Below are 16993 nucleotides of genomic sequence, written 5' to 3'. Positions count from 1 at the left end.
GCTAGGTCCGCCGGCGGCGTACCCATTTTTCGATTTCTACGGTCACGAATACCACCGACGACAGCCCCAGGCAGAACATTAATTCATTCAGGCTCAAGGCCTGGGTTTTGAATATCGGCTGCAAGGCAGGCACATATAACACTGCCATTTGCAAGCCGAAAGTCAGCATCACTGCGCCGAAAAGAGGCAAGTTGGAAAACAGCCCTTGCCGAAACAGCGAGACCCGATCCGAGCGAATCGCCAGCACATGGCCCATCTGTGACAGCGTCAGCACCGTGAAGACCATGCTCTGCCAGCGCGGGGAATCGTTCACATAGGCCCAGCCTTGGGCAAACAGGGACACGCCGGCCATCAACAGGCCGACCCACAGAATGTGTTGCCACATCCCTTCGGCGAAAATACTTTGCTGGGGCGGGCGCGGCGGGCGTTGCATAATGCCCCGTTCCTCCGGTTCTACTGCCAGGGCCAATCCCGGCAATCCGTCCGTCACCAGATTGATCCAGAGGATGTGAATCGGCAGCAAAGGGATCGGCAGACCGATAAAAGGCGCCAGGAACAGTGTCCAGATTTCCGCCGAATTGCCGGTTAAGGCATATTTGATGAATTTGCGGATATTGTCGAAAATGCGCCGTCCCTCGCGCACCGCTGTTACGATGGTCGCGAAATTGTCGTCCAGCAGCACCATGTGCGAAGCTTCCCGCGCCACATCGGTGCCGATCTTACCCATCGATACCCCGATATTGGCAATGCCGAGCGCCGGGGCGTCGTTGACGCCGTCGCCGGTCATCGCGACGAATTCGCCCTTATCCTGAAGCGCCTGCACGATTTTGATCTTTTGTTCCGGCGCCACGCGCGCGTAGACGCGCACAGAGTTTACCCGCTGCTCGAATTCTTCGAGGCTCATATTGGCCAGGTCCTGCCCGGTCAGTACCTCGGAGTCTTCATCCGCAATGCCGAGCCGAAGGGCAATGGCTTTCGCAGTGGCGGGATGGTCGCCGGTAATCATGACCGGCACGATGCCCGCGCTGCGGCATAAATCCACCGCCTGCTTCGCTTCCGGGCGCGGCGGGTCCATCAAGCCCACCAGGCCCAGAAAGCACAGTCCGCTTTCCAGCGCATCGCCGCTCTGAGGGGAAGGTCTTTCGGCCAGCCGCTTCCACGCCAGCGCAAGGACCCTGAGCCCCTGCGCGGCCATTTGTTCCGCCGTTGCCATGACGTTTTCCACAGCCAAAGGCTGCGGGCCGCTGGCATGCCATTGTTCGACGCAGAGAGGCAGCAGATTTTCCGGGGCGCCTTTGGTATAAACGACAAAGCCGCTGTCATCCTGGTGCAGGGTGGACATCAGTTTGCGTTCGGAGTCAAAGGGGACCTCGTCCAGCCGCGGCATCGTTTTGACCAGCTCAGCGCCGTCATAGCCTGCGCGGACGGCGGCTTCATACAAGGCCGTTTCGGTAGGATCGCCCACCACGATGCCTTGCTCGTCGCGGCGGGCGTCGTTGTTCAGAGCCAGGGCGTGGAGCAAGGGCGGCGGAAAATCCTGAGCGATGCCTTCCCGCATGCTTTCTTCCACGTAGAAGGCTTCGGCTTGCATGCGGTTTTGGGTCAGGGTGCCGGTCTTGTCCGAGCAGATGAAGGTCACCGAACCCAGCGTTTCCACCGCAGGCAGGCGCCGGATCAGCGCGTTTTTCTGTACCATCCTTCGGGCGCCCAGGGCCAGAGATACGGTAGACACGGCAGGCAAGGCCTCTGGAATGGCGGCCACGGCCAAACTGACGGCAGTCAGAAACATCAGCACCGGCGGCTCGCCACGCAACAGGCCCACGGCGAAAATGATCGCGCAGATGGTCAGCACCAACAATGCCAGGCGCTTGCCGAACACGGCCAAGCGTTGCTGCAGCGGTGTTTTGCTTTCCTTATCCTGACTCAGAAGCCTCGCGATTTTGCCCAGTTCTGTTTCCATTCCGGTTGCGACGATCATGCCCAGGCCACGGCCATAGGTCGCGATGGTGCCCTTGTAAGCCATATTGCGGCGGTCACCGAGTGGCGACTCCAACTCTCGCAATACGGCGCGGCTTTTCTCTACCGGCAGAGATTCGCCGGTCAATGCCGCTTCTTCCACCTTGAGCCGCGCAACGTCCAGTAGCTTGAGGTCAGCGGGTACGACGTTGCCCGCTTCCAGCAGCACCAAATCGCCCGGAACCAGATCCCGTGCCGCCACGGTCTGAATACTGCCGCCGCGCAGCACTTGCGCCGTTGGGCTGGCGAGCCGCTTGAGCGCCGCCACGGCCCGTTCGGCGCGGAATTCCTGTATGAAGCCGATAACCCCATTCAACACCACGATGACGGCGATCGCGATCGTATCGCTCGATTCTCCGATCAAGCCGGACACGATGCCGGCCAAGATCAGCACGATAATCATAAAATCGGTGAACTGCCCGATAAACATGCGCATCGGACCGCGCCGGCGCTGCTCCATGATCATGTTCGGCCCGAAAGCGTCCAGCCGGCGCTGCGATTCTTCGTGATCCAAGCCTTTTTCAGGGTCGACCTTTAGCCACGCCGCCGCCTGCCATGGCTCAAGAAGATGCCATGGTGTCTCAAAGCGTTTGCTTTTTTCCGGATGTTCTTGTTTTTTTGTGGCTTGCATTGTTTAAATCACAGAGAAGAAATGAATATCGTTTTTTCGGGATATAGTATTTCGATGCTTTCGCTGATGTCCACTCTTGCCTCCGTGCACAGGGGTTACACGGCTGTCCGTCGAACTGGCCGTTCATGTGCCCCAGACCTCGATTTTCCGCGTCGAATCCATTGGCAATGTTCGCTTCGCCTTTGTCTTGCCAGGCTTTGCGCGCTATTATGAGCTTTGCTGCAAGCGTTCGAATCAAGCGAATGTTCACGCCATTGCTCCCTGTCTGGAGACTCAATACTGAAGCAGACTGCTCAAGTCAAACGTTATGTGAAAAGGAAAATATGAATACATACAATTGGAATGCTAAAGATTATGAGAGAAATTCACAAGCTCAGCAAGAATGGGCAAGAGAGCTTATTGAAAATCTGAGCTTAAAGGGAAGGGAAGACGTTCTCGATTTAGGCTGCGGTGACGGCAAAGTAACGGCGGAAATCGCTCGATCAGTCGGTGATGGATCGGTTGTCGGCATTGATAACTCGAGTCAGATGATAGATCTGGCAAAGGAAAAATACCCGCAAGACAGCTATTCCAATCTTTCGTTTCAGGCGATGGACGCTGGCGACTTATCATTTGAAGGCTGTTTTGACGTGGTTTTTTCAAACGCAGTGCTGCATTGGGTCAAGGATCATAAGCCTGTTATTCAAGGCTTATATAAGAGCCTCAGGGCTGGAGGAAAAATCCTCCTGCGCATGGGAGGACAAGGCGATGCTGAAGGTATAATTTCAGCTATTAACGACGTTAAAGCTTCAAAGCAATGGGCGCAGTACTTTACTGAATTTGAATTTCCCTATAACTTTGTCGGCATCGATGAAACTCAAGTGCTGTTGAAAGAATCCGGATTTTCCATAAATCGTGTCGAACTCATTCCTAAAGATATGACGCATGACGGAAAATTAGGGCTGGAAGGGTGGATTCGAACAACATGGTTACCCTACACGGAACGCATTCCCAAAGAAAAGAGGGAGGCATTTATCGAAGCGGTTGCTTCGAGTTATCTGGATAAAGTGCCGCTGGGAGCAGATGGTAAAGCGCATGTAGCCATGGTGTTGATTGAGGTTGAAGCAGAAAAAATCACATAGCCGGCGGGCCAGTCCGCCGTCAGGCTGATTTGGAGGCAAATGCCTGGGCACATTCAGTGTTCCACAATTATTCAACTCCCGATAAAGGCTTTTTCACAGCGCCATTAGAAATAACAAGGTCAGATTACCAAGATGAATGCACTCGCCCAACTCCATGCCGATATTGAAGCACGCGTACAAGCCATCCGGAGCGACAATCCCGATTGGCTATGCGGCCTGGGCTGCGACAGTTGTTGCCGGCGGCTCGCCGAAATACCGCGGCTCACGGCGGCGGAATGGGCGTTATTGCGGGAGGGACTGGCCGCGCTGCCCTCGGAGCAGCTTCGGGAAATCGGCCGGGACATTGCCGCGCTGGCCGGACAGTCATCGCGGCCCATCGTCTGCCCGCTGCTGGATCAGGCTGCGGGGGCCTGCCGGGTCTATGCTCATCGGCCGGTGGCTTGCCGCACCTACGGATTCTACGTCCAGCGCGACAAAGGACTCTACTGCAAGGACATCGAATCGCGCGTAGCCGGCGGCGCCTGGGCCGAGGCGGTATGGGGCAATCAGGATGCCGTCGACCGCCAGCTCCGCAGCCTGGGCGATACGCGCGAATTGACCGAATGGTTTGAGCGCTGGCAGAAGAGTGGGGAGATATGCTGAAAGCGTCTAATTATGCATGGGGCGTCACAAGCTGTGATTCCAGTGATACAGGAAGAAAAAACCGGTTGCGGAATCGCATCTGTGGCCAATATCTTGGGCAAGACTTACGCAGAGATGAAAGAAATAGCTAATGCAATGGGTATCTATGCCTCAGATAAATCTCTCTGGTCTGATACCCAATACGTAAGGCGCATGCTTTCCGCCGCAGGTATTGAAACCTCCGCTGATGAATTGCCTTTTGAATCATGGGACGCTTTGCCTGATCTGGCGCTGCTGTCCATCAAGCATCATCAGGAAAACGGTAAAAATTTCTGGCACTGGGTCGTGTTTAAAAGATCAGGAGGCCTTGCCATTGTTCTAGACTCCGCCAGCTATCTGCCATCAAACATTCGAACGGATTTTGATGGCATGCAGCCAAAATGGTTTATCGAGGTGAAAAATGCATAACAATTCATGCAAGCCGCGGCACAGCTTCGCGGCTTAACTCAAACGATGTGCATCTTGAGAGATTCATATGTTTAAATGTTTATTGTTTACCAGCATGCTTTGCCTCCCTATCGCTGCCTGGGCATTCTTTAAGCCCGTTCGGGTTGCGGCGCCTGAACTGACGGGATTGTACTGCGCTAATGGCACCTTGTGCACAGACGACATGTCCCGCCATCAGGAAGCGGCCCGTCTGTACAATGAGGCTTTGCATTTTGTCGGCTCGTCGGTCAGCGCAATCGAAAAAAAGCCGAGGGTCATTTTTTGCAGCTCCGAGAACTGTTTTCAATCCTTCGGATTAGGAAAACGTTCGGCCGCTACTATAGGTACTTTGGGCATCGTTATCAGCCCCCGCGCCTGGAAACCTTTCTATGTACGCCATGAAATGATTCATCACCTTCAAAATGAAAAACTGGGCATGATCAGGGCCTGGCGAGCGCCTGAATGGTTTACCGAGGGCATGGCGTACTCTCTGAGCGAAGATCCCCGTCCAAAGCTGTCTGAACCCTTTGAGCTATACCGCTCTCAATTCGAACACTGGTATAAGCAAGTGGGACAGGATCGGTTATGGGAGAAAGCCCGCAATCTGTGAGTGCACGCTAACAAGTTCGTCAAACAAGTCTCAATAAGGAGCGAAGGCAATGGTAGAACACGAAGTAATTGAAGCGATTCGGAGAGCGGACAAAGCGATTGATCAGCGCGACATTGACGCATTGATGGACTTCTACGAAGAAGACGCCACGCTGGTCGTCGAGCCTGGAAGATATGCACATGGCAAGGTCCAAATCTCTGAAGCATTCCGGGCCATATTTGCATACTTCAACGACAGCCTTTTGGTGCGTCAGAGCGACTTTCAAGTCATCGAGGGCGGCGGCGTCGCACTGGTCATCTGCAAGCTTGAGCTTTTGGCAGAGCGGTTCACGGAATCCAAGGTCTCCATGTACAGACGCCCTACCTACATATTCAAAAAGTCCTCAGACGGTAAATGGCGCTGCCTGATTGACAACTCGTACGGGACCGACCTTTGACGCTGCTTTCCTTGGCAAATTTTGCGATAGAGCCAAAAGAAATCAGGCTGGCAAAACGGTAGTCATTTGTTTGATGAGCACTGATGATCGAAGTGTTAAAGCGATCCTCAAACAGACCAAACCCGACATCATGAAAATTTATCAGCTCTACCGGAAGCAAAGTCTAAGCATGAGCCGTCAGCAGGCCTGGGACTTCTTTTCTTCGCCGCATTATCTCAATGACATCACCCCCGACTTTTTTCATGTCGACATTATTTCGCCAGTGCCCGACGAAATTTATGCCGGCTTGATGATCAGCTATCGAATGAAAGCGGTAGGGGGTATAAGAATGGCTTGGTTGTCGGAAGTGAGTCATTGCCAGAAACCGCTGCGTTTCATTTACCAGCAGCGCATTGGCCCATTCAAATTCTGGAGCCATGAAGTGAAATTAAGCGAATGCTCTGATGGCGCCATATTGGAAGATATTGTGTTTTACGCCATGCCTTACAGATGGCTGGGCGAATTGCTGCATGTCCTGTTAATCGGCGATAAATTGAAACGCATCTTCGATACTCGCCACGACTATCTTCAAGCAAAGTGGGGCATACAAACGCAATGATATGCTTACCCGCATCTACGGCAAAAACAACTGTTCAAACTAAACAACCACCTGCTCAAGCGGGTGGTTGTTTAGTTACCGTAAGCGTATCTTCCTATGCTAGCGCGGCAGAACCAGAAATCCAGCGGCTTTAAGATTTATTTAATTTAGTCGTGACTTTCGACTTCAATCTTATTAAGTTAATAGCTTTCCAAATTTCAGGACTCGAAATGAAGCACCGCATTTTTTTCGGCAAATCCACCTCCAGGATCATACTGGCGCTTCTGATTGCTTTACCCATCAATGTATTGGCTGCCGGCGGTTGGAGCTACCAGCAGGATCGGGACCGCTTGACCAACCAGTCTTACAGCTATGCCAGATCGCCGTTGCCGAGCAGTGCCCAGTATGAACTGATCAGGCTCGAGGTCGCCTGCAAGGAAAACAAGCTGCAATTTGTGGTCGATTCCAATAGCCTGATTGCGTCACAAGGCCGGTCTTTTGATGTCGAGTATCAAGTCGACAAAAAACCGCCGGTCACAATTTCGATGAAAACGTTTGCGGATTCCAAACGCCGCGGCTACACGGAAGAGCATGCCAGGGAAATTATCGACGACATTCTGTCCGGGCAATCCATTTTTATTCGCGTCAATACGATGATCAAACAGGTTCTGACGGCGGCGATTACGCTGGAAGGCGCGGGCCAGCCGATTCAGCAGGTGTTCGCCGATTGCGGCATTGGCCTATCGGATAAAATCGAGGATGGGGCGGCCTATAGCTGGGCCGAATTCGAGCAGGATTTCAAAAAGCTTTCTTCAGCGCAGCAGCAGGAAGTGCTCGGTAAAATCAGAAAAATCATGCTGGAGATGCGTTAAGAATATTCTGTGCCGGTGAGGCGACACTTAACATATCATTAACTGATGTTATGCAGTAAGTTGAATTCAGATCGGCTATCCCGATTTGTCGCACCCGAAGGCGAGTTCTTCTCTTTTAACAGCCTACCGCCGCTAAAAAACTGCGGTGCTCGGCGCGGCAAACGGGATGAAATCGCCTATGCGTAACTTCAGTCAATAATAAGCCACGAACAGCACGGAATTCTTGCCTGGATTTTCTTCGTGGTTCCATGCCTTAAACGATGCGCATGAAGGCGACTAAAGTCGCCCCCACATTCACAAGCTGTTATTCCTGCTCTGCGGCCTCAACGCTCTGTGGCGTCAGCAAGGCATTTTCAGCGCTTTCATAGCCGCCGGCCCAAAGCGGTAACGCCAGCGCGCCCAGGCTGGCCAGCCAGACCAGCAATTGGCTGTTGGTGACTGTATAAATGAAAGCCAGCTTGAAGCGTTCGGCCAGGTCGGGATGGGCCTCGATAAAGTCGCGACTGATCAGGAAAGCGCGCGTCTCGCCGGCAATCAGCGCCAGACCCATGACAACGAGGACATAGGCGATAATCCTGTTGCGTTTCGGGCTGGCTTGGCTGTAGCCGATCAGTCTGTCGAAGTCCAGCATTCCTGCAGACAACGTCCTCTCATCAAGATAACGCATGGCGATCAGGCCCAGCATGCCGGTCACGGCGATAGAGGTCATGTCATAAGGGAAGCTGATATAGCGCCCGTCCAGCGCCAGCGTATAGGTTTTATAGACAGCCAGCGCGATCAGGATCAGATAGATGCCCTGCAGCCAGGCGCCGAGTTTCTCATTGGCTGATCCATTGTTCAGCACGGCCATGGCGCGCTGCACCAGGCAAACGGCCAACAGCGTGTTGATGATAACGATCGCGACAGTGCCGGCGCTTTGCAGCGGGTTGAAGCTGGCGGCCCATAATTCATCGGCATGCATGACCAGCAGCGACGCCAGCAGTTGCGCAAAAGCCAGAAACAGGGCCAAACGCGGCAGCGGCAGCTGCGACAAGGGCTTGAAGTAATAGGCGACGGCCAGCAGCAGGATGACGGTCGATACCATCAGCTTGTTTACCCAATTCGGATCTTCAACCACTTTGCCGGTCAACGGGAAGACCGGCGTGCGATCGGCGGACAACAGCCCCCAATTCGCGCCCACGACGCCTTCCAGCGCGCTTTTCCAGGGCTGGTTGAAGGCTTCGACGATGTTCAGGTCGAAGCCGTTTTTCTTGGATACCTGGATCAAGCCGCGGATGAATTTCGCCTCGTTCGCGACGCTCGGTACGGCCCAGCCGCGCTGGCGGCCATTGCTGGGCCAGCCGGATTCGCCGATCAGGATCGGTTTGCCAGGGTATAGCGCCTGCACCTGGTCATAAACCTGCTTGTAAGTTTTTTCGATGTGCGCGATGGCGTCATTGACTTCCAGCGGCTCGTCTTCCCAATAGGGCAGAATATGGATGGTAATGAAATCGACTTCCTTGCCGATTTCGGGGTATTTCATATAAAAGGACCAGACATCGGCATAGGAAACAGGCTGTTTGACGGCTTTTTTGACTTCGCGGATGTATTCGATCAACTTTTCCGGTTCCATCTCGCCGCGCAGCAACACTTCATTCCCGACCATAACGCGCTTGACGACGTCCGGATTGGCGTTTGCCGAGCGGATCAGTTCCTGAATTTCCAGATGATTATGTTCCTTGGCTTCGTTCATTTTCTGCACTTCTTCGGGGCTGAACTGGGCGGGGTCGAAAGGTTGTTCATAGGTCAGCCAGGCGCCCTGAATCATGCTCAACCCATACTTGCGCGCCAGAGCCGGCACTATCTCGAAGCCTTCCAGGCTCGTATAGGTGCGTATCGAATGGGTCTTGTCGGCCAGCAGGCTGATGTCTTCCTCGATTTGCTCGGGCGTCGGTAGTATTTTTTCTATGGGGCTTTGCCCGTAACGGTACGGCGCAAAGGACAGACTGGTCAGTTTGCCGTCCGGTACATCGGGACCGACGTCGACCGGCCGGTTGTTGAGCCAGCCGAACAATCCGTTCAGTACCACCGTCAATGCGACGAGCATAATAAGGCTAGATTTTTTCATGATTTTTATTGAGCAGATGAAAAGTAAGAGCGAGATGACAATTAACCTATTATCCCTTAATAAAGTGGGGCAATACAACGTCAGAAGTCGGTTGTGCCGATCAAGGGATAAATGCCGGATTTACTATTCCGCTTTCTATTTTGTAAACGGCCGAAGTTGAGAATGACTGCCTTAAAGCGGATAACACTCAGCTTCTTCCTTGTTTTCTGATTAACTATATTAACGTATAGTTATAGTTATTCGACGATAAAGCGTGCTGTTATACGCTGTAAGGAAGTTAAATTGATTGTAAAAGATTCTACCGTTTATGCCTCTGCAGACGCCATTTCACTATCTGGCAAAAAAGAACCTGCCAGGGATGAAATTGAATCCTGCCGCATCTTGCTGGTAGAGGATGAGCCGGGCGATGCCCATTTGATCCGTTCCATCCTGTGCATGGCCCGGTCCGTGAATTTCGATATCACCTGGGTCACGACGCTTGCCGAGGCACGGACACAGTTACATGACAGCCCGCCTCACGATGTTTTGCTGCTGGATCTGTCGTTGCCCGATTCCAGCGGCCTCGATACGGTACATGCCGGCCGGCAGGCGGCGGATAGGTTGCCGCTGATCGTGCTGACCGGCCGCGACGATACCGATTTTGCCCTGCAGACACTGACGCTGGGAGCCCAGGACTATCTGGTCAAAGGCTGTTTCGATACCGACAGTCTTGTACGGGCCATTCGTTACGCCATCAGTCGCCGGCGCCTGGAGCAGCGTCTGGCCGAGACCGGCATGCATTTGCAGACCCTGACCAATGCATTGCCGGACATCGTCTGTTTCAAGGATGGCGAAGGGCGCTGGCTGGAGGCGAATGACTTCACGCTTCGGCTTTTCCAGCTCGACAATATTCACTATCGCGGCAGGAAAAGTTCGGAGCTGGCTTTATACCAGAAATTCTACCGTGAAGCGTTCATAGAATGCGAAGCCAGTGACGAGGCGGTCTGGCAGGCTCGCGGCATCAGGCATTCGGAAGAAACCATTCCGCGCCCGGATGGATCATCACTGATATTTTATATCACGAAAGTGCCGCTTTTTCATGAAGACGGCCGCCGCAAGGGACTGGTCGTGTTCGGCCGCGACATTACTGCGCATAAACAGGTCGAGGCGCGCCAGCGCCTTGCCGTGCGCGTGTTCGAAACCACAGGCGAGGCCATCATGGTCACGGATGCCGATGCCAATATCGTGGCGGTCAATCCGGCTTTTATGCGCATTACCGGCTATACCGAGCAGGAAATAGCCGGAAAAAATCCCCGTATACTCGCTTCCGGCCGACACGATGCGTTCTTCTATCAGAGCCTATGGCAATCTTTGCATCAGAGCGGCGAGTGGGTCGGCGAGATCTGGAACAAGCGCAAAAACGGCCAGATTTTTCCGGAATGGGTGACGCTGAGCGTTGTCCGGGATGAGGCGGGCAGCGTCACAAACTATATGGCCGTATTTGCCGATCTGAGCGAAATCCGTTACGCCCAGGAAACCGTCGAGCTTCTGGCCTGGAATGATACCCTGACGGGGCTGGCCAACCGCGCGCTGTTCCTGAAGCAGCTGGAACAACTGTTGGCTCATGTGCGGCGCGAGGGCGGCTTTGCCGAGGTGCTGCTGATCAACATCGACCGCTTTAAAAATATCAATGAGGCGCGCGGGTTTGCCGTTGGCGATGCCTTGCTCAAAAAAGTGGCCGAACGCCTGAGCCGGGTATTGAAGCCGGGCCAGTTGCTGGCGCGGCTGGATTCCGACGAATTCGCGATACTGTTGCCGGAGCTTTCCGCCTGTCTTGAAGCCGCCGGCCGCGAAGCGCTTGCCCTGAGCGAAACGCTGCGGGCCGTACTGCACGAAAGCATCGAACTGGAAGGCGAAGCCGTGCATTTTGACGTCAGCATCGGTATCGCTTTACTGTCCGAGCCGTTGCAGGAAACCGCCACGGATGTGTTGCGCCAGGCCGACATGGCAATGGCGAAAGCCAAGGCAAAAGGCGGCGGCAACACCGTGTTTTTCGAGACGGCGATGGGCGAGAGCATCAAGGAACGCTTCCGTCTGGAAGGCGAGTTGCGTACCGCCATCGGCAGCAATCAATTGCGGCTTTATCTGCAGCCGCAGGTCAATGCCGCAGGCAGGCAGGTCGGCGCAGAAGCGCTGGTTCGCTGGCAGCATCCGGAACGGGGCCTGATCCCGCCCGATCAATTCATTCCATTGGCCGAGGCGACCGGCCTTATTACCGCCCTGGACCGTTGGGTGCTGGCCGCAGTCTGCCGGTTATTGGCGGATCTGGAAAACGAGGGCGCTGCCTTGTCCATATCGGTCAACATCAGCCCGCGCCATTTTCGGCAGGCCGATTTTGCCGAAAATATCAAGCACCTGTTAGCCGTCAATGGCGTGAGTCCGGCGCACCTGATACTGGAAGTGACCGAAGGGCTCATGATCGCCGACATGAATGATGTCGTGGCCAAAATGACGGAATTGACCGGATTGGGCGTGCATTTTTCCATGGATGATTTCGGTACCGGCTATTCTAGTCTGGCTTACCTGAAGCGCCTGCCTATCCATGAACTTAAAATAGACAAGAGCTTTATCCAGGAGGCGACTGTCGATCTCAGCGATGCCGCACTGGTGGAAGTCATTCTGTCGGTGGCGCAGCATCTGAACCTGCGAGTCGTCGCGGAAGGGGTTGAAACTCAGGTGCAGGCCGATTTTCTGAACGCGCGCGGCCCAATCATTCATCAGGGGTATCTGTATGGCAGACCTGAGCCGGTCGAATCCTGGCGGGCCCGCCTGCATAGTGCGGAGACGGCGTGAGTTTGAAAATGTCGCCGGCGCCTGCCAGTTCGAAGCGATTGGTTTTGGGCGTTCTGCTGGCCGATTTGCTCGCCTTTGCCCTGGCGGCAATGTTAATTTACCAAAGCTATCAGCAAAGCCGGGCACAAGTAGGACTGGGGGCGCTGTTGATGCTGATGGCGCTGGTTTCGATGGGGCTGGCTTATCAGAGCTGGAAGCGTCAGCAGGAGGCGATCGAGGCGCTGTCGAAACAGGAAGCCAAATACCGCACAGTGGCCGATTATATGTTCGACTGGGAATACTGGCAGGGAGCGGACCAGGAAATCATTTACATGTCGCCTGCCTGCGAGCGGGTCACAGGTTATACGCAAGCCGAATTTATCGCTGACCCCGACCTGCTTATGCGCATAGTTTATTCCGAGGATCGCCCGGTCATGACGCGGCACTTTCACGATATAGCCCGCGGAGTCAGGGAGCCGGTCGATTTTCGCATCGTCAGGCGCGACGGCGAGATCCGCTGGATCACCCATTACTGTCGGGCCATTACCGGCGACGACGGGCAAGCGATGGGCCATCGCGCCAGCAACCGTGACGTCACGGCTGCGCATCAGGCCCAGGCCGCTTTGCGGGCCAGCGGAGAAAAGCTGCGGGGACTTTATGAATTGGCGCCATTGGGCATCGCCCTGACCGATATGCAAGGGCATTTCGTTGAGTTCAATCGCGCTTTTATGACCATCTGCGGCTATTCGGAACAGGAACTCAGAACGCTGGATTACTGGACGCTGACGCCGGAAAAATATGCCGCTGACGAGGTTCGGCAACTGGAATCACTGGCGCGCAACGGACGCTACGGCCCCTATGAAAAGGAATACCGGCGCAAGGACGGCAGTCTGGTGCCCTTGTGCCTTAACGGCGTGCTGATAAAGGGCGCAGACGGCAAGGATTATATCTGGTCCATCGTCGAAGACATTACCGATCGCAAGCGTTCGGAGGAGGCGCTGAGACAGAAAGAGGCTTTGCTGCGCACTGTCCTGGATTCATTGCCGGTAGGCGTTTGGGTGACCGACACCAAAGGCGCAATCCAGACGGCCAACGAAGCGGGACGACGCATATGGGGCGGCGCCCGGTATATCGGGCCGGAACACTACGGCGAATACACCGGCTGGTGGCATGATACCGGCAAGCTCATCGAAGCGCAGGAATGGGCGGCTGCCCGCGCCATCAGAAACGGCGAGACGTCACTTGATGAGGTCGTCGATATCCAATGCTTTGATAGTACGCGCAAAACAATCCTGAACTCGGCCATTCCGCTTCGGGATGATCATGGAGAGACTATGGGGGCGATCATCGTCAATCAGGACATCACCGAACGCATAGCCGCCGAAGCGGCGCTGCTGCAATCGAACGCCGATCTCGAACAGTTCGCCTACAGTGTTTCGCACGATATGCGCCAGCCGTTGCGCGCCGTGGTCGGTCATCTGCAGCTGCTGGAAAGGGGGCTGAGCGGCAAGCTGGACGATGAGGACAGGGAAAACCTGAATTTTGCGCTGGACGGCGCCAGGCGCATGGATGAGATGATCGTATCGTTGCTCGATTACTCGCGCGTGGGCCGCAAGACCGAATCCAAGCGCTGGATGTCGAGCAAAGAGGCGTTGGATGAAGCGCTTGGTTTTCTGGCTCCTGCCATTGAAGAGGCCGGTGCCGAGCTCAATATCGCTGGCCAGTGGCCGCGCATCTTTGCCAGCCGTGACGAAATGACCCGGCTGTTTCAGAACCTGATCGGCAATGCCGTCAAGTATCATGAGGCCGGGCAGACGCCGCGCATTGAAGTGGAATCGGCTGTATCGGCGAACAGCTGGCGCGTCAGTGTGCGCGATAACGGCATAGGCATCGATCCACGGCAGATTGACCGTCTGTTCCAGTTTTTCAGTCGCTTGCAATCGCGAGCCCGCTTTGAAGGGACAGGCATGGGGCTGGCGTTGTGCCGCCGCATTGTCGAACATCATGGCGGCCGCATCCGGGCGGAATCGGCGGGCGAGGGACAGGGCAGCACGTTTGTTTTCGAACTGCCTATTAAGCTATCGGATGATGAGATCCGCTCATGAGGCGGACTATTGGAAATACTCATTCCCCGCATGGCAAGATAGGTCCGCAGTTGCTTTTCTTCCTTGTGCTGAGCATTTCGCTGAGCGCAACCTATGCGGTCTGGCATAACGCCCGGCAACAGGCCGAGCAGAACCTGAAAACCGATTTCGATTTTAGCGTGCGCGAAACCGTGGCGCGCATCGAACAGCGCATGGCCACTTACGAACAGGTATTGCGCGGTGCGCGCGGATTATTCGCAGCGTCCGTCAATGTCGAACGAGACGAGTTCCGAAACTACGTTGCGATGTTACAACTTGAACAGCGTTATCCCGGCATTCAGGGGCTCGGTTATTCGCTCATCGTACCGAAAGCGGACAGGGACGAGCATATCAGTGCCATGCGCCGGCAAGGCTTTGCCGACTATACGATCCGCCCGGAAGGCGAGCGCGAAATCTATACGTCCATTGTCCAGTTGGAATCTTTTAGCGGCCGCAATCTGCGCGCCTTTGGTTATGACATGTATGCCGAGCCCGTGCGGCGGGCGGCCATGATCCAGGCGCGGGATCTGGGCGGAACCAGTGTTTCAGGCAAGGTGAAATTGATCCAGGAAACCGATGAGCAGGCGCAGGCCGGTTTTCTGATGTATCTGCCGGTCTACAGGAACGGCCTGTCGCATGACACACTGGCAGAGCGCCGCGCCAGTATTGTCGGTTGGGTGTATGAGTCGTTCCACATGGATGATCTGATGGTCGGTATCGGCGGTGAGCGCGCTGCCGAACTCGAGCTCGAAATTTACGATGGCGAGGCCGTGTCCGAGCAGGCAAAAATGTACGACAGCCACGGCATGCCCGGCAATATTCATACACAGCCCCCGTGCTTCAACACCATCAGGCACATCAAGATCGCAGACCACCCCTGGACGCTGGCGATACACTCCCAACCGGCGTTCGAAGCGCGTATGAGCAAGGGCAAACCGAAACTCATCGCTATTGTAGGCATCGCGCTGAGCCTGTTGCTGTCGCTGCTGGCCTGGCTGCTGGCGACGGGACGGACACGCGCGCTTGCCTTAGCGGAAGACATGACGCGCGAGCTCAAGGAAAGCGAAATGCGCTTTCGCCTCATGGCCGACTCGGCACCCGTGCTGATATGGATGGCAGGCAAGGATAAGCGCTGCTTCTGGTTCAACAAAGGCTGGCTGGATTTCACCGGCCGGAGCATGGAGCAGGAGATAGGCGACGGCTGGGTGCAGGTGGTGCACGCGGACGATCTGCAACGCTGTATCGACTGTTATGTCAGCCATTTTGACCGCCGTGAGCCGTTCCGGATGGAATATCGTATAAAGCGCCATGACGGCGAATACCGATGGATTGCCGATGTCGGCATACCGCGCTTTGATGATAGCCGCAATTTTATCGGTTATATCGGCTCAGGCTTGGACATTACCGAGCATAAATTGACCGAAGAAGCCTTGCGGCGCGCCAATGCCGAGCTGACCCGCTTTGCCGAGATCTCGGCACACCATTTGATGGAACCGGTGCGCCGTTTCACAATCTATACACAACGTCTCCGGCAGCGTCTGACAGAACTGCATGAAGATCAGGAGATCGGCATCTCTCTCGATACGCTTGAGAGAGATGCCGACCATTTGCGCGGACTGGTGCGCGATATTCAGCTTTACCTGGCGGCCGGCGAGCCGCACGGCATTCTGCGGTTAGAGGATGCGAACGCGGCGCTGACAGCTGTCAAACAGCGCCTGTCTTCGCGATGGACGGATCTGGAGGCCATCGTCATGGCCGGAAATCTGCCGCAGGCCATGCTCGACCGCCCGCGCCTGATGGATTTGTTTACGGAGATACTGGATAACGCGCTGCGCTACGGTAGGCCTGTCGATGCCGGCAGCCGGCCACAGGTTTATATCAGCGGTGAGCGCGACGGCGCGCTGAGCCGTTACCGTATCAGCGACAATGGCGCCGGCATTCCTGTCGAGTACCGCCGGCGCGTTTTCGAAATTTTCGAACGCCTGAAGCCCGGCAGTACGGAAGGTTCGGGCATCGGCTTATCGATTGCCCGGCGCATCGTCGAGAGCCGCAATGGCAGCATTTGGATAGAAAACGCGCCACAGGGCGGCGCCATGGTCGTGTTCGAATTGCCGGATGGAAAAATAAAAAATGATGCTTGAAAATGCCCAACCTTTCGATATCCTGCTGATCGAAGACGAGCCGGCCGACGCTAATCTGGTGCGTGCGGCGCTGAAGCAGAACAAAGTCTTCTGCAATCTGCACCATGTGGCTGATGGCGTTGAGGCTCTGGCCTTTCTGCACCGCGAGGGGGACGCTTACCGCACGGCGCCGCGCCCTGACCTGATTCTGCTCGATCTCAATATGCCGCGCATGAATGGCCGCGAGTTGCTGTCGGCTGTCAAGTCCGATGAGGCGCTGGCGAGCATTCCGATCGTGGTATTGACGACTTCGGATGCCGAGCGCGATGTGCTGGCGTCCTACCAATTGGGCGCAGCCAGCTACATCACCAAGCCGGTGGATATGGAACAGTTCATCGACGCTATCCGCCAGATCGATAGCTACTGGTTTACCCTGACGCGCTTGCCCAGGAAGAGTTAAAT

13 protein-coding genes are annotated in these 16993 nt (G+C 55.2%); 11 read left to right on the top strand and 2 right to left on the bottom strand.

What is annotated here, in order from left to right:
- Nucleotide 1 precedes the first annotated feature (1 nt).
- Nucleotides 2–2647 (bottom strand): cation-translocating P-type ATPase, encoded by a 2646-nt coding sequence (locus tag IT781_RS02950; protein ID WP_194968640.1) that lies wholly within the window; start codon nt 2645–2647, stop codon nt 2–4.
- A 323-nt stretch (nt 2648–2970) separates the two neighbouring features.
- Here IT781_RS02950 and IT781_RS02945 point away from each other — a divergent pair, with 323 nt between their 5' ends.
- The 7 genes from IT781_RS02945 to IT781_RS02915 all read left to right on the top strand — a co-directional run bounded on the left by IT781_RS02945 (nt 2971) and on the right by IT781_RS02915 (nt 7370).
- A complete protein-coding gene (locus tag IT781_RS02945) occupies nt 2971–3768 on the top strand; it encodes a class I SAM-dependent methyltransferase (RefSeq protein ID WP_194968639.1) in 798 nt (265 codons plus the stop codon).
- 132 nt (nt 3769–3900) lie between these two features.
- Nucleotides 3901–4410 (top strand): YkgJ family cysteine cluster protein, encoded by a 510-nt coding sequence (locus IT781_RS02940; protein WP_194968638.1) that lies wholly within the window; start codon nt 3901–3903, stop codon nt 4408–4410.
- A 12-nt stretch (nt 4411–4422) separates the two neighbouring features.
- Nucleotides 4423–4857, top strand: a complete 435-nt coding sequence (locus IT781_RS02935; RefSeq protein ID WP_194968637.1) for a hypothetical protein — start codon at nt 4423–4425, stop codon at nt 4855–4857.
- Between the two features lie 67 nt (nt 4858–4924).
- A complete protein-coding gene (locus tag IT781_RS02930) occupies nt 4925–5485 on the top strand; it encodes a hypothetical protein (protein WP_228778875.1) in 561 nt (186 codons plus the stop codon).
- Nucleotides 5486–5534: 49 nt separating this feature from the next.
- Nucleotides 5535–5921, top strand: coding sequence for a DUF4440 domain-containing protein (locus IT781_RS02925; RefSeq protein ID WP_194968636.1), 387 nt, complete (start codon nt 5535–5537; stop codon nt 5919–5921).
- A 73-nt stretch (nt 5922–5994) separates the two neighbouring features.
- Nucleotides 5995–6519: a hypothetical protein gene (locus tag IT781_RS02920; RefSeq protein WP_370526903.1), complete on the top strand. Its 525-nt coding sequence runs from the start codon at nt 5995–5997 to the stop codon at nt 6517–6519.
- Nucleotides 6520–6728: 209 nt separating this feature from the next.
- The gene (locus IT781_RS02915) at nt 6729–7370 is read left to right on the top strand and encodes a hypothetical protein (RefSeq protein WP_194968635.1); all 642 of its coding nucleotides are present in this window, start codon (nt 6729–6731) and stop codon (nt 7368–7370) included.
- A 304-nt stretch (nt 7371–7674) separates the two neighbouring features.
- Here IT781_RS02915 and IT781_RS02910 read toward each other — a convergent pair whose 3' ends face one another.
- The gene (locus IT781_RS02910) at nt 7675–9477 is read right to left on the bottom strand and encodes a glycosyl hydrolase family 17 protein (protein WP_194968634.1); all 1803 of its coding nucleotides are present in this window, start codon (nt 9475–9477) and stop codon (nt 7675–7677) included.
- 282 nt (nt 9478–9759) lie between these two features.
- Between IT781_RS02910 and IT781_RS02905 the strand changes: the two genes are divergently transcribed.
- The 4 genes from IT781_RS02905 to IT781_RS02890 are packed head-to-tail and all read left to right on the top strand — an operon-like array spanning nt 9760 to nt 16991.
- Nucleotides 9760–12309, top strand: a complete 2550-nt coding sequence (locus IT781_RS02905; RefSeq protein WP_228778874.1) for an EAL domain-containing protein — start codon at nt 9760–9762, stop codon at nt 12307–12309.
- Nucleotides 12306–14393, top strand: coding sequence for a PAS domain S-box protein (locus tag IT781_RS02900; protein ID WP_194968633.1), 2088 nt, complete (start codon nt 12306–12308; stop codon nt 14391–14393). The genes IT781_RS02905 and IT781_RS02900 overlap by 4 nt, the downstream gene beginning before the upstream one ends.
- Nucleotides 14390–16552 carry a CHASE domain-containing protein gene (locus tag IT781_RS02895; RefSeq protein ID WP_228778873.1) on the top strand — a complete coding sequence of 721 codons (2163 nt, stop codon included), beginning with the start codon at nt 14390–14392 and terminating at the stop codon, nt 16550–16552. The genes IT781_RS02900 and IT781_RS02895 overlap by 4 nt, the downstream gene beginning before the upstream one ends.
- A complete protein-coding gene (locus tag IT781_RS02890; RefSeq protein WP_194968632.1) occupies nt 16542–16991 on the top strand; it encodes a response regulator in 450 nt (149 codons plus the stop codon). Before IT781_RS02895 ends, IT781_RS02890 begins: the two co-directional genes overlap by 11 nt.
- Nucleotides 16992–16993 lie beyond the last annotated feature (2 nt).

The sequence above is a fragment of the Methylobacter sp. BlB1 genome (genome assembly GCF_015476545.1).
Classification (GTDB): domain Bacteria; phylum Pseudomonadota; class Gammaproteobacteria; order Methylococcales; family Methylomonadaceae; genus Methylobacter.
This window is presented reverse-complemented; position numbering and strand designations above follow the sequence as displayed.

Coding starts and splice junctions, on each gene's coding strand:
- IT781_RS02950 (WP_194968640.1), bottom strand. CDS start 2,647: ATGCAAGCCACAAAAAAACAAGAACATCCGGAAAAAAGCAAACGCTTT.
- IT781_RS02945 (WP_194968639.1), top strand. CDS start 2,971: ATGAATACATACAATTGGAATGCTAAAGATTATGAGAGAAATTCACAA.
- IT781_RS02940 (WP_194968638.1), top strand. CDS start 3,901: ATGAATGCACTCGCCCAACTCCATGCCGATATTGAAGCACGCGTACAA.
- IT781_RS02935 (WP_194968637.1), top strand. CDS start 4,423: ATGCATGGGGCGTCACAAGCTGTGATTCCAGTGATACAGGAAGAAAAA.
- IT781_RS02930 (WP_228778875.1), top strand. CDS start 4,925: ATGTTTAAATGTTTATTGTTTACCAGCATGCTTTGCCTCCCTATCGCT.
- IT781_RS02925 (WP_194968636.1), top strand. CDS start 5,535: ATGGTAGAACACGAAGTAATTGAAGCGATTCGGAGAGCGGACAAAGCG.
- IT781_RS02920 (WP_370526903.1), top strand. CDS start 5,995: ATGAGCACTGATGATCGAAGTGTTAAAGCGATCCTCAAACAGACCAAA.
- IT781_RS02915 (WP_194968635.1), top strand. CDS start 6,729: ATGAAGCACCGCATTTTTTTCGGCAAATCCACCTCCAGGATCATACTG.
- IT781_RS02910 (WP_194968634.1), bottom strand. CDS start 9,477: ATGAAAAAATCTAGCCTTATTATGCTCGTCGCATTGACGGTGGTACTG.
- IT781_RS02895 (WP_228778873.1), top strand. CDS start 14,390: ATGAGGCGGACTATTGGAAATACTCATTCCCCGCATGGCAAGATAGGT.
- IT781_RS02890 (WP_194968632.1), top strand. CDS start 16,542: ATGATGCTTGAAAATGCCCAACCTTTCGATATCCTGCTGATCGAAGAC.